Annotated in this window: 3 protein-coding genes; all 3 read left to right on the forward strand. The window is 73.5% G+C overall.

The window, feature by feature from the left end:
- Complete coding sequence (locus IEZ12_RS23560; RefSeq protein ID WP_189274425.1) at window positions 1-14,769, forward strand: WXG100-like domain-containing protein; 14,769 nt, start codon at window positions 1-3, stop codon at window positions 14,767-14,769.
- Window positions 14,770-14,905: 136 nt separating this feature from the next.
- Window positions 14,906-15,316 (forward strand): hydroxyphenylacetyl-CoA thioesterase PaaI, encoded by a 411-nt coding sequence (gene paaI, locus IEZ12_RS23565; protein ID WP_189274427.1) that lies wholly within the window; start codon window positions 14,906-14,908, stop codon window positions 15,314-15,316.
- A 67-nt stretch (window positions 15,317-15,383) separates the two neighbouring features.
- Window positions 15,384-15,898 (forward strand): hypothetical protein (locus tag IEZ12_RS23570; RefSeq protein WP_229847869.1); only part of this gene is annotated, 515 nt, incomplete at its 3' end.

A 15,898-nucleotide genomic window follows, 5' to 3' on the forward strand; every position in this document is an offset into this window, starting at 1 on the left:
ATGGCTGTCGAACTCCCGGAGCCCCTCCAGTGGGTGCTCCTGCTGCTCGCGGGCTGCCGTTGGCCGGAAGCCGACGAGGACCAGCTCCGCGACATGGCCGACCACTGCCGCAAGGCCGCGGACAGCCTGAAGGACGCCGCGCAGAGCGCCGACGCCACGGTGAAGCGCGCCCTGGAGGGCCAACAGGGCGTCGCCGCCGAGGCGTTGGGCAAGTACTGGGAGAAGTACTCGGTCGGCACGGGCACCGAGCAGGACCCCGGCTACCTGCCCGGCGCGATCAACGCGCTGAACGGCATGGGCGACATGTTGGAACAGGTCGCCAACTCCGCGGAGACGGCGAAGATCCAGATCATCGCCCAACTCGGCATCCTGGCCTTCGAGATCGCGACCGCCGAGGCCGAGGCGCCGTTCACCGCGGGCGCCTCGATGCTGGAAGTGCCCGCGTTCATCGCGGCGAGCAAGGCCACGGTCGCGGCCACCCTGAAGCTGCTGCTGAAGGAAATGATCGAGATGGCGGTCAAGCAGGCCGTCCAGATGGCCGCGATCAACCTGCTGGCCCAGGGCATCGAGCTCGCCGAGGGCCACCGCAAGAGCATCGACATGAAGGAAGTGGGGATGAGCGCGGCCGGCGGTGCCGTCGGCGGCGCATCCGGCCACCTGATCGGCAAGGGCATCGGCAAGGCCGGCGAGAAGCTCGGCGTCGAGGCCGCACTCAAGACCACCGGCGGCAAGATGGCCACCGGCGCGGCGGTCGGCGTCGGCGCGGACGTCTCCACCCAGCTGATCACCACCGGCAAGGTCGACGGCAACTCCCTGCTCGGCTCCGGCCTCTCCGGCGGCGCGGGCGCGGGCCTGCACGCCGGCGCGTCCAAGGTCAAGGGGCACCTCGCCACGCCAAAGGCGGCGGAAGCGCCGAAGTTGCCCGGGGCGGGCGCCGGTTCCGGTGCGGGCGAGCACGGTGGCACGCCCAGCTTCAACAAGTCCGACACCTCGACGGGCGCCTCGGCCTACCACGGGCCGTCCGGTGGCTCCGGTGCGTCCGGCGCGTCCGGTGCCTCGCACGCGGCGGACTCGGGTTCGTCCAGCGGGAGTTCGGGTGCGGGCGCGGCTGCGGCCGCGTCGCACGAGACGGGTTCCGGTGCGGGCGCGGGCGCGGGCGCGTCGAAGGTGAACGGGCTGACCCCGTTCGGTGCGGGACGCGGCGGCGACGCCCCGTCCGCCGGTTCCTCGTCGGCCGAGCGCAACGTCGCGCCGACGCCGGGCCACGAGTCCGCCTCGGCTCCGGCTGCGGCTCCGCGTGAGCAGGCGCGCACGCACGTCCAGGAGTCGATGGCGCCCCGGGCCGAGTCGCAGCCTGCTGCGCCGGTGCGCGAGTCGACGCCGCGGTCGGTCCCGCGTCAGGAGGCGGTGGCTGCTGCGCATAAGAGCGTCGCTCCGCGTACCGAGTCGCAGCCTGCTGCGCCGGTGCACGAGTCGACACCGCGGTCCGTGCCGCGCCAGGAGTCCGTGGCGCCCGTGCACGAGAACGCCGCGCCGCGGGCCGAGTCGCAGCCGATTGCGCCCGTGCACGAGTCGACGCCGCGTCAGGAGAGTGTCGCGCCCACCCGCGAGTCGGCGACGCCGCGTTCCGAGCCGCAGCCCGTCGCGCAGGTCCACGAGTCGGCGCCGACGCACACTGCGCCGCAGACCCACGACTCGGTGCGGCGTCAGGAGAGCGTCGCGTCGTCGCGCGAGTCCGTCCCGACGCGCGAGTCCGTCCCGACGCACACTGCGCCGCAGGCGCACGAGTCGGTGCCGACGTCGCAGTCGCAGGAGACCCCGCGGACGTACGCCGCTGCGCCCGTGCATGAGTCCGTGCCGCGGCAGGAGAGCGCCACCCCGGTGCAGGAGTCGGTGCCGGTCGCGCAGGTGCACGAGACGACGCCGCGTCAGGAGAGTGTCGCGCCCGCCCATGATTCGGTGCCCACGCACACCGTGCCGCCGGTGCACGAGACGACGCCCCGGCAGGAGAGTGTCGCGCCCTCGCACACCACGGAACCGACTCCGGTGCAGCAGTCGATCCCGCGCCAGGAGAGCGTCAACCCGGCTGCCGCGCACGACACTTCGGCGGCCTACGAGCCGACGCCGCAGAACGATCCGCGGGAGCCGCGGCCGAGCGGCGCGTCCGCGATGCCCAATCTGTCGGGCGTGCTCAGCGGCGCCGGGGCCGGCGGCGGCACCCACCTGGACGGCGGGACCCGACTGTCGGCCGGGCCGGCCACGGCCCGTCCGGCGGGGCCGGAGCCGGTGCCCGGGCAGATCGTTCCGGACGGCCCGGGCGAGACCTCGCCGGCCGCGAGCACCACGCAGGGTCCGGTGGCAGGTGCGCCGATGGCGGGCGGGTTCACGCCCGGCCCGGTCGGCGGTGCCGGCGGGCACGGCGGGTCCGGGGCTGCGGCCCACACCGCGCCGTCCGCGACCGTTCCGCAGCAGGGCGGGGCCAAGCCGGCCGCCGCCACCCCGAACCCGGCCGCCGCGGCCGGTGGCACGATCCGCCCCGGCGCGGGCCGTACTCCCGAGACAGGTCGTCCGGTCACGGAGCAGGCGCACGACCAGCTGTTGGACCGTCAGCGGCAGGAACGGCAGGCGGAGCTCGATCGGCTGGGTCGGGCGACGAACGTGCGGGACGCCGTCGACCAACTCGGCGGCACGCAGCGGAACGTGTCCCGGGTCCGGCCGGCCGATGCCGATCGGCTGCGGCAGGACATGCCGGGCATGACGCGGGAGCAGCGCGCCCAGGAGCTCGCCAACCTGAAGCCGGAGCACCGGCGTTGGCTGGCCCGCGACCCGGAGTTCGTCGACTCGCTGAAGTCCGCGCTACCGGCGAAGGACTTCGCCAAGGTGGCCTCCGAGCTGATCGTGCACGTGGACCCGCGGGCCGAGCAGGCCGCGTCCGCCCGTCAGGAGGCGCAGGAGCAGGTCGCCCGGATGCTCCAGGACCCGGAAACCGCCGCGCAGTTGATGAAGAACGGTGCGGACGTGGTGATCGTCCCGAAGGACGTCCGGATGCCCGACGTCCCGGGGCTGCACGAGCTGCGCGGGGTCAGCAACGACACCGAGGCGGGCGGCGGTCGCGGCTACGACGACATGCGCGGCTCGGGCGGCAAGCACTCCGCCGTCACCGAGGAGAATCTGCTCGGCGAGCACACCTCGATCGGCGAGGGCGGCCACTACGAGCACGGATACTCCACCACCACGCACGAGTTCAGCCACACCGTGCACGAGTACGGGCTGAGCCCCAACGACAAGCAGGCGATCACGGACGCCTTCGACCGGAAGACCAAGGCCGCCGAGGAGGCCGCGGACCCCAAGAACGGCAAGGACCCCGTGCAGTGGCCCGACGGCAAGACGTCCGGCAACTACTCGTCGCGGGACGAGCGCGAGTACTTCGCCCAGGCCACCAACGCCTACCTGGGAACGAACGAGGGCCACGACCCGTACACCGGTGACCGGCGCAACAACGGCCCGGAGTGGGTGAAGCAGCACGAACCCGACCTGTACCCGCTGCTGAAGAAGCTCTACGGCGAGAACCCGTCCGCGCTCCACGACGGCACCGCGAACCCGGTGAACGAGACCACCGCGCAGAACGCCACCTACGAGGGCTTCCGCGAGTTCATGGAGCACGTGGACGGAACCGCCGCCCCGACCGGCGAGCACCAGCCTGCGGCGACCGGGCATCAGCCCGCGCCGACGGAGCACCAACCGTCGGCGGCAGAGCGGAAGGCCCCGGCCGGTGAGCAGTTGCCGCCCCCGCCGCCGCGCCCCGGTGGTCAGGGTGGGCGTAGGCAGCAGGCGCAGCAGGTCGCGCCGGATACCGGCTACGACCACAAGATCGACAGCAAGAAGACCTTCGAGACCCTCGACAGGTTCCTCAGCGACTCGCCCGAGTTCCAGCAGGTCCGCAGGGACCTGGAGATGTACGCGCGGGAGCCGTTGCTGGACCCCGACACCGCCGTGATGTTCGGCCAGTACCGGAACGAGAAGCGCCAGCACGTGGACGTGCTGTCGCGCAACAACGACCAGCTGTCGAGGTCGGCCACCCGGATCGACGAGCAACTCCGGAACGTTCAGCGCGAGTTGGACAACGGCAACCACGCGCCCGAGCTCCACGACCGGAAGAAGAGCCTGGAGGGCGCGAAGGCGCACCTGCAGGAGCAGCGCGACCGGATGGCGATCTTCGAGCACGAGCGGCTCAAGGACACGGCGGGCGCCAATGAGCTGGCCGTGCTGGCCAGGGCACGGCACGAGGCCGAGATCCGGGTCCTGCCGGGCAGCATCGAGCGGATCAAGGCCGAGGAGCAGCGCAACGACGCGCTGCTCGCGCAGGCCGTGCCGCGCAAGCCGCCCACGGGCAGTGACGGCGAGAAGGTGCACCTGGACCGGATCAAGGACCTGGAGACCCGCCAGGGGGAGTTGAAGGCCGACCGCGAGCAGCGGGAGAACGACCTCGCGCACGCGCTGGCGGAGGTGCAGAAGAAGGCCCCGCCGGCGGTGAGCAGCACCCACGAGGGCGGGGTGCCGGTGCCGGGCGACCAGGTCGCGTGGAAGAAGTTCGACGAGACCTACCGCAAGGCGTTCGGCTACTCCGACCACGGGGTGATGCGGGATCAGCCGCACGCCGAGAAGGTCTCGGCGCGGGTGGCCGACGGCAAGCCCGACCCGGCCTCGACCAAGAAGAAGCCGCCGAAGGAGGGCGACACCGACCTGTCGGCGGCGAAGGTCAACCGCAACCACGTGATCGCCGACTACATGGTGCACAAGTACGTGACGGCGGCGGTGTTCAAGGCGCGCGCGCTGGACGAGGGAAGCCACCGCGCCGCGTCGGACGCGTTCGGCGACTTCGTCTCCGCGATGGCCCCGGACCGGCACCGCATCCTCGACGCGTACGGCCGCAAGGCCGAGGCCCGGATCCGTCAAGGGGGGCCGGGCGAAGCGGAGTTGGCGCGCCGCGACCTGACCGCCACGCCGGGCACCGTCGACCTGCGGGCGACGTACGGCAACGAGCGGCTGCCGGGCGCGTTCGGGACGACCGGCATCACCGACCACCGCAGTGCCGACGCGGCGGCGAAGAACCTGGAGCGTGAACTCGGCAGGTCCGGCCTGGACGGGCCGGCCGGCCGGGAGCTCGACAGGCTGAACGACGCGGTGGCGGGCGTGCACCCGGACAGCCCGACGCCCGAGCAACTCGGGGCGGTACGCGACGCGATGGGCGCGGTCCACGAGAAGGTCAAGCAGCAGGCGGTCGACGACCTGGCGCTGGTCAACGGCATCACGGGGCCGCAGAAGTTGGACGATGCGGCGGCCGTGCTGCACGCCGCCGCCGACCGGCCGGGCGGGCTGTCGACGCCCGCCCGACGGGAGCGGCTGGCCGGAGACCTGGAGGATCTCGCCGGTCACGTCGAGCGGGCGGGGAAGAGCCCGGACGCGCTGCGCGCCCTGGCGGGTGACCTGCGGGCCACCGCGGGCCCGGTCGCTCCGAACCGCTACCGCGAGGTCGCCGAGCAGCTTGCGGCCGACCGGGCCGAGGTACGGAAGCACGAGGTCGCCGAGCGCCTGTCCGACCTGGCCGTCCCTGGCAAGGATTCGACGCCCGGGACGGACCAGGCGCAGAAGGACGTGACGACGGCGGGGAAGGAGCTTCCGGCCCGTCAGGCCAAGGCGGCCAAGGCCGAGAAGGCCTTCGAGACCGCCGAGAAGGCCCACACCAAGGCCAGGGACACGGCCGACAAGTCCGCGCGGGCAGCAGCGGCCGATCCCAGCGACACGCAGAAGCAGCAGGAGGCGAAGAAGCACGAGACGGCGGCGGGGAAGGCCGCGGCGAAGGTCGAGAGCGCCCGAAAGGAGCTGAAGAACGCGGAGGCCGACCTGGCCGCCACGGAGCGGAAGATCGCCACCACCGAGACGGTGCGCGACCGGGTGGACCAGGTGCACACGAAGGAAATGCGGGACAACGCGCAGCTCGGCGAAGGCGCGGCGGCCCGGGTGGCCTGGGCCACGGCCGACCGGGAACTGGTCGCCCGGCAGTACGGCGGCGTGCACGCGCGCGCCGGGGCGGGGGAGAACCACCCCGCCGGCATGTTCGACCGGGCGCTGACGGCGCACGTCGAGGACGTGCCGGCACTGATCGAGGAGATGTCCGCCAGCCTGTCCAACAGCGCCTCCAACCTGCGCTTCGGCGACGAGACGGTGAACAAGTGGATCCAGAACTTCCTGGACCCGCACGTCATTCGCGAGCCCGACATGCTGACCGCGGTCGCCCACGAGCAGCTGCCGCCGGAGGTGTTGTACGCGCCGCACACCGCCGACCTGTTGCAGGCCGTCCGCGGTCTGGAGGCGAACGGCCTGGTGCCGCCCGAGCTGCGCGACATCATGGCCCCCAAGACCCAGGACGACCTGGAGCAGCTGCGGACGGCCGGGAAGCTCAGTGACAGCGCGCAGATGATCGTCGACGATCTCGGCATCCCGTCCCCGCACGCCGGCAAGCTCCCGGTCTCCTCGTCCGGCGACTTCGCCAACCGCGCCGACACCGCCAAGCTGACGGACGACCAGCTGAGCCGGCTCGGCGTGGAGGGCCTGTACCGACCCGACCACGTCCCGCAGCCGGCCTCCGACCACGACGTGGTGATGGCCGACGCGAGCCAGTCCGGCAGCCACACCCCGGACGCGGACGTGCAGATGCACGACGGGACGGCCGACACCGCGCGGCCGGAGCGCAAGCGCCGCCGGGACGACAGCGAGTCCGACAACGAGAGCGAACCCGGGCCGGACGCCGTGCGCCGCCGCCTGAACGACCTCAACCTGACCGGCCCCACCCCGCCTCCGCCGCCCCCGCCGCCGCCCGCGGTCGGCGGGCACGGCACGGCCACCGGCACCCGCGGCTTCGGCAGCCCGGCCGCCCCACCGCCGCCCCCGCCGACCGGCGAAGGCATCGGCGCGCCGGTCACCGGGCAGCACGGCACCACCCCGCGTCCGTCGGCCGCCGAGCAGCTGGCAGGCCGGTACATCTCGGACCGCCCCCTGCCGGACAAAGCGATCGACCTGATCGACGAGTCCGGTCACCGCTTCCGTGACGAGCGGCCCACGAAGCCGGTGGACCGCGAGACGCTGCGGGCGGAGATCGACGCCCTGCAGGCGAAGCGCGCCGGCGAGCGGGGCACCGAGTCGCCGGCCGAGATGTCGTCGTCAACCATGCGACGCGGAGCGGACGTTGAGCGCGTTGCCGACCGTGACGTCGATCCGATGGACATCGAGCCGATGGATGTCGAGGGGGCGCCGGCCGAGCGCCGCGTTGATCGGGGCGTCGAGCCGATGGACGTCGAGACGCCGCAGGAGCAGCCCCGCAACGACCGCAAGCGTGGCCGGGACGACGAGGAGGTGGCGCTGCGCCGGGAGTCCGAGCCGGACGGGCGGCAGGCCAAGCGGCAGCGCACCCCCGCGTACGAGAACTCCAACGCCGTGATGCAGGACCGCGGCTACCAGGCGGTGGGCCCGCAGCACGAGTTGACCCAGCGGCTGGTCAACTACCTTGGCGAGGGAACCAAGTTGCACCCGCAGATGAGCAACACCCTGCTGGGGCACGTCAATCCGCACCAGTCGCCCGTGCGGCCCGCCGAGGGCTTCCGGCCCGGCGACGACATGAAGGCCTGCCTGGAGAACGTCGAGGCGTACCGGGACACCCACTTCGGGCGGCCCCGGGTCTCGGGGCAGACCTTGCACGGGACGGTCGAGCCGATCCCCGGCAACGTGCTGTGGAAGCGGCACGACGGGCCTGCGTTGTTCGGTGAAGGGCCGGGCGCGGTGGGCGAGTTGATGGCGAAGCTGCAGGCCGGCGGCAAGGGCAGCTTCGCCACCGTGCTGGGCGCCGGACCGACCGGTGCCGGACACGCCGTCGCGCTGGTCCACGACCGGGACGGCGTGCTGCGCTGGGCCGACCTGACGGACCGTCGGGTGGTGCCCGCGCGGCCCGGCGAGATGCCCTACAGCTTCGACCCCTCGTGGACGGTGTGGGCCTCCGTCGCCGACGGGCACGAGACCAACATCTCCGGGCCGCACGACCCGCAATTCATGGAGCGCTACAGCACGTTCACTCGCGGCGAGCCGTCGCACGACACATCCGAGCCGATGGACATCGACGACGGCTTCGGCGCCGAGCACGCCACCCTCGACCACGCCAACCCCGAGCAGGTGCCGAAGGCTGCCGCGGCGCAGCCGGCCGCTCCGCAGCCGACCGACCGGACCTCGTCCGGCGGTGACGGATCGGACACGCCGGGGCCGACCACGACCACCGTTCCGCCGTCGAGCATCCCCGGCGGCGGCAACGGCCAGGTGGTCGGCGGGCCGAACCGGCCCCGATCGGCCTCGGCCCCGGCCGAGTTGGGCCCGCGCACCCCGGCCCTGGCCCCGGCCCCGGTCAGGTCGGAGACCGTCACCGAAACCCGTACCGGGACGGGCCAGGAGAGCCCAGTGCGTTCGACCTCCCCCGCGGAGGGCGCGCGCACGTCCGAGCCCGTGCGTGTGTCCGAGGCGGAGTTCCCGCCGCCCGGGGAGCGGGTGCCGGTGGCCGGGGACGGCTACTGCCTGCTCCGCTCGGTCGCGGTGGGTGCGCCGGACCTCGCGGGACCGCAGCAGCTGCAAGCCGCGGTCGCGGACCACTTCCGGGCGCTCCGCCCGGAGGACTGGCCGACCGAGGTGGTGTCCAACTACCGCGGCAACCTGCTCGGTCGTCCGGACCTGCCCGCGGGCGACCTGCTGGCCTACCTCCCCGTCGACATCCACGAGGCGTTCCGAGGCATGCCCGTCGACGAGTTGAAGGAGATCGTCGGCCAGCACCTCACCGACAACGCACCGCCGCCGTCGCAGCAGGAACGGGCCGCCCTGCTCCGCACCGTCCAGAGCTGGGACACCCAGTGGCGGTCGACCGGCGGCGAGATGCTCCCGCCGGCCACCGCCCACGCGCTGGGCCTCCGGCTCCGGGTGGTCGACCACGACGGCAACACCCATGCGGTCTTCGGCCCCGAGGACGGACGCCCGGTGACGGTGTACCGCGCCGGCGACCACTACGACGGCAGCACACCGCCGCTGCGGCGCACCCTGGCGACCGAGCACGTCCCGCCGACCGGCGACATCCCGGTGACCGAGCATGTTCCGCCGCCCGGCCAGGCCTCGACCGGCGACGCCTCGGTGACCGAGCGTGTCCCACCGGCCGGCCAGGCCTCGACCGAGCACGTCCCGGCGACGGAGCATGTTCCGCCGACCGGCGACATCCTGCCGACGGAGCACGTTCCGTCGACCGGCGACGTCCCGGTGACCGAGCACGTTCCGGTGACCGAGCACGTCCCACCGACCGACCAGGCCTCGACCGGCGGCGTTCCGGCGACGGAGCACGTTCCGTCGACCGGCGACATCCTGCCGACGGAGCACGTTCCGTCGACCGGCGACGTTCCGGTGACCGAGCACGTTCCGGTGACCGACCAGGCCTCGACCGAGCACGTCCCGGCGACGGAGCATGTTCCGTCGACCGGCGACATCCTGCCGACGGAGCATGTTCCGTCGACCGGCGACATCCTGCCGACGGAGCACGTTCCGTCGACCGGCGACGTCCCGGTGACCGAGCACGTTCCGGTGACCGAGCACGTCCCACCGACCGACCAGGCCTCGACCGGCGGCGCTCCGGCGACGGAACACGTTCCGCCGACCGGCCACGTCCCGGCGACCGAGCACGTCCCGCCGACGGCGCATGCGCCGGAGACCGACCACGTATCCGCGAGCGAGCACGTGGCGGAGACCGACAGTACGTCAGCGACCGAGCACGTCCCGGCTGCCGACCGCACCCCGGTCACGCCGCCCGTGGACGAGACGCTCACGCCGACCCCGGCACCGACGTCCGAGCCCGCACCGACGTCGCCGCAGGAGACCGTCGCGCCGAAGCCGATCGCCGGCACCGACCTGGTGGTCGGGCTGACCGGGAACGAGAAGGCGGTGCGGGAGAAGGTCATCGATGTCATCGAGCGGGCGGTGCCCGGGGACCGGGCGGCGGCGCAGGCGTTCGCGGACGCGCACTTCGGTCCGGCGACGCTGCGCCCGATGCTCGGTGCGCTGTCGCGGGGCGAGGTGTGGACGGCGCCGTTCGAGGGCAGCGGCTGGAGCGGGAGCGTCAAGCTGCGCGGCCAGGTCACCGGGTCGACGCACCTGCGCACCGAGAAGATCGAGTTCGAGAACGGCGCCGACCGGACGGTGGCGACCGGGACCAACCGTGATGCGCAGTGGCAGTTCAACGTCGGTGTCCAGGCCCGGCAGGCGCGTGGCATCGGGGATCCGGCGGAGCTCGTCGCGTACTACCACGACCGCGGCCAGGCCGAGGTCAACCTGGATCTGGGCGGCATGGTGGCCCGGTCGAAGACCAGTGGGCCCGCCGAGGTGTACAAGTCGACAATGGAGCTGACGCTCGACTTCGGCGACCTGCGCCACAACGGCGAACCGGTGCACACCGGTTCGGCCGACCGCACCGACCGGGTGGATCTCGACCTGACCGTCGCCGTTCCGGAGCGGCCCGACGTCACATCGGGCGGCGAGCTGCGGGTGCCCCCGCAGCGGCTCCGGGACGGGCGGGTCGGCGGCCAGGAGATCGTGCTCGACCTCGCGCCGCGCGGCACGGACCGGAACCGTACGCCGGTGGAGGGGCTGCTGGACCACGCGGAGGCGGCGGCCAGGCAGGAGTTCGGCGGTCACTGGCCCGCGCTGCGCGAGAAGGTCCTCGCCGAGGTCGACTTCGCCCGGCTCCAGCGGGACCTGAAGAGCATGACGGCCGGCGAGCCGGTCTCCGTCACGCTCACCGACCGGCGCGGCAAGCCCGTAGGCACGGTCGACATCACCGCGCGGGTGGGGGAGTTGAGGCAGGTCGGCACCACCAAGGAGACCGAGTTCAACATCGGCACCACCGTGCAGCAGGTGCGCAGCACGTCGTCGAGCGGCGGCCACGCGGGCCAGCTCGGGTTCTCGGCCGGAGTGAAGCCGGGCACCGGCCTGATCGGCGGCGGTGGCGCCGGGCGACTCGGTCGGGACCACGTGGAGATCAGCGGCGACGCCCGGACCTCCCAGCTGACCAGCAAGTCCAAGGTGCCCGGCGTGCTGTACGACGGCACCGTCCACTTCGAGCTGTCGTTCAACGGCAAGCCCGTCGCCCACGACTCGGCCACGACGGACGGCGCCGGCCCGGCGCACGACGCGACCGCGGCGGACGTCCGGCTGCTGGTCGACCGTGCGGACACCGCCCCGGAGCGGAGCGCCGCAGAGGCGTCAACCCCGGTGCCCCGACCGGACGGTGAGCCGCAGCTGCACGAGGTGGTCGGCCCGCCGGACAGCGTCTGGCGCGGTGGCGACGACCGCGGCGGACTGGGCGAGACCGTGGTCGTCCGCGATCTGGAGAGCACCTCGGACCTGCGGGCGGCGCTGGACGTCAAGGGCCGGGAGCGGTTCGGCGACGACTGGAACGCCGTCCGTGACCAGGTGATGCGGAGCTTCAGCCAGCCGAACCTGGCTGCCCGGCTGACCGGGATGACCCGCGGCGAGCCGCTGGAGGTGAGGATCCCCGGCAAGGAGGTCCAGGTCGTCACGGCCGTCGCCCGGGTCGAGGCGATGACCTACCGCCGGGAGGACGGCAAGGCCGAACTCAACGCCGTCAACGAGACCGGCGCGTTCAGCGTGAACCGCCGCCTGGACGCGCGGACCGTCATCGAGCAGGGCCAGCTCGGCGGCACCGTCGCCAAGGCCGCCAAGGGCACGCCCGGCGCCGAGATCGGCGTCACCGGCTCCGGCCAGCAGCGTCGGCGAGCCGGCGGGCAGGGCCGGCAGGCCGACCGGGTGTACGCCAGCGGCAAGTACAGTGCCCCGCAGGTGATTTACGGGGCCGAGTTGGTGGTGGACGTGCACGTCGGTCGGCCCGGCGAGGCGGGCGGCGGACGTCCGGACGTCTCGGTGCCGGTCCGCGTCGAGGTGGGCCTGGACGCCCGGGAGACCGTCAAGGTGCAGGCGCCGCGCACCGAGGACGGCGTGATCGGGTTCAAGCGGCCCGAGGGCGCCGCGCCCGCCGCTCCGACCAGTGCCCGCACCGAGCCGGCCCCGCACCGGGCGCCGAGCCGGATGACGGACCGTCACGAGCTGAACGCCTCCTACGTGGTGCACACGCTGAGCGGCGCCGACAAGGTGCGCGCGGAGGTGGAGAACGCGGTGCGGACCAAGCACGGCGAGCCGTCGGAGGAGGTGAAGCAGCGGATCGGCGCGAGCTTCGACCGGGTCGCGCTCAAGGCCCAGCTCTCGCAGCTCACCCGCGGCGGGAGGATCACCGAGACCGTCTCCGGCAGGACCTGGTCGGCCGAGGTGACCGTCACGGCGAAGCTGGGGGAGTCCACATACCACTCCGCCGCGGACAAGTACGAGTTCGAGTCCGGCACCCGCACGTCCAGCGGCAACGGCAACCTGCGGGACAGCCGGGACCGGTTGAACGGCGGCGGCCAGGTCAAGGTGAAGACCGAGGTCGTGGACGTCAGCGGCGGCTACGCGTACCGGGTGGACCGCGGTTACGGCCGGGCGACGGAGACCGTCGGCTCGGCCTCCAACCGGGGCAAGCACGTCGAGCCGGCCGTGTTCTTCGACGTCGCGGCGCCCTACCACGTGGAGGTCGCGTTCAAGCGGCTGGGCGTGTCCGACGGCGTGCACAGCACGGACGTGGAGACGGTGGCCCGGGTGGCCGTCCCGACGCGTGACGCCGTCCCGGCGTCCGGGCCGGTCGAGCGGACCACGGAGAAGCTGCCGAAGGGCTTCGCGGAGGGACGGCGCCTCGACTCCTCGGCGATCGTCACCGACATCCACGCGCTGCCCGGGGCGACCGGCGGGGCTCCCCGGCGGACGCTCGGCGAGTCGGTGCTGGCCCAGGTGGAGTCGGGCTGGAAGCCCGGCGGGCTGCGCGCCCTGCGGCGGAAACAGGCCGGGCAGCCGGAGTTGACGCGCAATCCGTTCGGCCGTGACTGGGCGGGCATCCGCGGCAAGCTGGACGCGGAACTCACCCCCGACCGGCTGCAGTCCCGGCTGAAGGCCATGACGGCCGGCGACGAGATCGTGGTGCGGCACGGCCGGACCACCGTCCGGGTCGGCGCCCAGCTCCGCGACCGGATGGTGCACCTCGGCGACGCGGGCACCACCGAGTTCAACGCCGGCACCGACGTGCAGCGCAGCTTCGCGCACACCGACGCCACCGGCACCGGCCACCAGGGCGCGCTCGGCGTGACGACCGCCGTCCCCGTGCCCGGCGCGCCCGCCGTCTCGGTGACGGCCGGTCTGACCGGCACCGCCGGCCGGGGCCACGACCGGGCGGACGTGCAGACCCGGGCCACCTCGGCCGGGTCGGCCACCAAGGCCAAGCTGCCCGGCAGCGCCTACGCCGGTGAGGCGGAGCTGGTGTTCAGCATCGACCGGCGGCCCCATCTCGGCCGGCAGGTGTACCAGCGGCGCACCGCGGCGATCGGGTTCGAGGCCCTGGTCGAGACCGGCGAGACCGTGGCGGTTCCCACGACCGGGGCCGCCGGGGCGACCGGCACGGTCCGGCCGCCCGAGCCCGTCACCGTCCAGGTCCCGCCGGAGCGGGTCTGGGAGACCGGCCTGCGCGACACCGACGTGCTGCGCTGGCTCGGCGACGTCGGCGGTGTCCAGGACCTGGTGCGGCTGCGCGGCCCGGAGTACTTCGGCAAGTCGGCCTGGAAGGAGATGGAACCCGTGGTCGGGACCGTCACCTCGCACAGCCACCTGTCGGCGCTGTTCGGAACCGCCACCCAGGGAATGGGCGTCGCGGCGACCCTCCCGTCCAACCGGGTGACGCTCGGCGGCGGCAAGGGCGTCGAGGTCGGCGTGAAGGTCGTCTCGCTCGAACACCGGGCGGTCGACGACAAGGTCGAGCTCAGCCCGGCCAACGGCGTCACCTCCGGCACCACCCGCAACGACCTGTCGGCGAAGAACGCGGGCGTCCAGGCCCAGCTCGGCGCCAAGATCACCGGTGACGTCACCAACAGCCCGGCGATCGTCGGCGGCGCGCAGCGCCTGTGGCGCGACGGCGGCGGCCACAGCGACTCCGGCCAGGTGATCTCCAACGGCAAGTTCGCGGCCCCGATGGCGCGGTACGCCGGCCACGCCGAGGTCGAGGTGACGCTCTTCGACGGGAGCCGAAACCCGGTCAAGGAACGGGGAGTCGTGCCGTTCGCCGTCGACATCCCGCTGTCCGAGACCACCGGCCGGGAGGTGTCGGGCGACCAGTACCTCGCCTTCACCGAGCGGCAGCGGGCCGGTGAGCTCCGGGTCACCGACGGGGCGTGGCGGCTGGACGAGGTCCAGCGGCTGCTGGCGCCGGACGCCGACCCGTCCGCCGTCCGCACCCCCGCCGAGCACGAGCAGCTGCTCGGCACCGTGCGGCTCGGACGGGCCGTCTACGACCGGGAGTTCACCGCGAGCACCGACGCGGGCGCCGCCCACGTCCGGGCCACCCACCGCCTGGTCGAACTGGGCGGCGGCACCTCGGAGGGCACCGCCGCCCTGCTGGGCGAGCTGCTCGGCACACCGGACGGTGCGCCGCCGGCCGCGGCCGAGGTGCGCAAGGTGATCGGCTACGTCGAGCGGAAGTCGGCCGAGGGACCGGTCACGCTCGACGACCTGACGGCCGGGGCGCAGGAGGGCTGGGCGGCCTGATCCACCGGGCACAGCACGACCGCCGGGACCCGTACCCGGGCCCCGGCGGTCGCCGCAAGGGGGCATTGACAGCCGATCAGTTCGGTCGGTCTAATGCTGACGCCCGAGAACGGGCAGCTCACTGGGGGGAGCCGTGATGGGGACTGCAAGGATCGACGCACTGTTCGAACGGGACCGAGCCTGTCAGGGCGCGGGCATCACCCTCGACGAGGTGACCGGCGGACGGGCGGTGGCCCGGATGAAGGTCACCGAGGAGATGGCCAACGCCCACGGCATCGGCCACGGCGGGTACGTGTTCCTGCTCGCCGACGCCGCGTTCTCCTACGCCTGCAACAGCTACGGCCCCGTCGCCCTCGCCCAGGGCGCGCAGGTCACCTTCCTCGCCCCCGCGCAGATCGGCGACGAACTGGTCGCCGAGGCGACCGAGCGCACCCGGTCCGGGCGGCAGGGCGTCTACGACGTCACCGTCCGCACCACCGCCGGCACGGTGGTCGCCGAGTTCCGCGGCCAGAGCGTCCTGGTCGCCGGAGTGCCGCACAGCGCCTGACCGGCCCGGCCCGTTGGCGCCCGGCAGGACGTGTACCGGTGGGCCGTCGACGGGTACCTCTCCGGGAATGGAACCCACAGAAGCGGTAACGGAGTTGGCCGAGCGCGAGGGCTACGGCGAGCTGCTCGCGGCGCACCGGATGCCGCTGCGGTCGGTGCTCTCGCCGATCGGCCTGTTCCTCCTGCCGGTCGCGATCCTGAGCACCGTCCTGGCCTGCGCGGAGCGCTTCGGGCCGGCAGCCCGGTCGGCCGGCGCCGCCGTGGCGCTCGGCTGCGTCGTGCTCGCCGCGCTCGCGGTGCGCCAGGACCGGCGCATGGCCCACCGCATGCCGGTCGTGTTCTGGTACGCGGACGGCCTGGTGATCGCCCGCACCGACGAGCCGCCCGCCGCTCACGGCCTCGACGGCATCACCCCGTACGAACACACCGTCACCGTCTGCAACGGCCGCTCGCGCGGCAGCAGTTTGACCGTGACGCAGATCCCCGTCCTGGAACTGCGCGGACCGGGCGGTGCGCCCGTGCTGACGCTGAACGGCCGAGCACGGACGGCACGCTTCGCCGCGCTGCTCGCCGCCCGCCGGGC

This window comes from Kitasatospora griseola, from assembly GCF_014648555.1.
GTDB classification, from domain to species: Bacteria; Actinomycetota; Actinomycetes; order Streptomycetales; family Streptomycetaceae; genus Kitasatospora; species Kitasatospora griseola.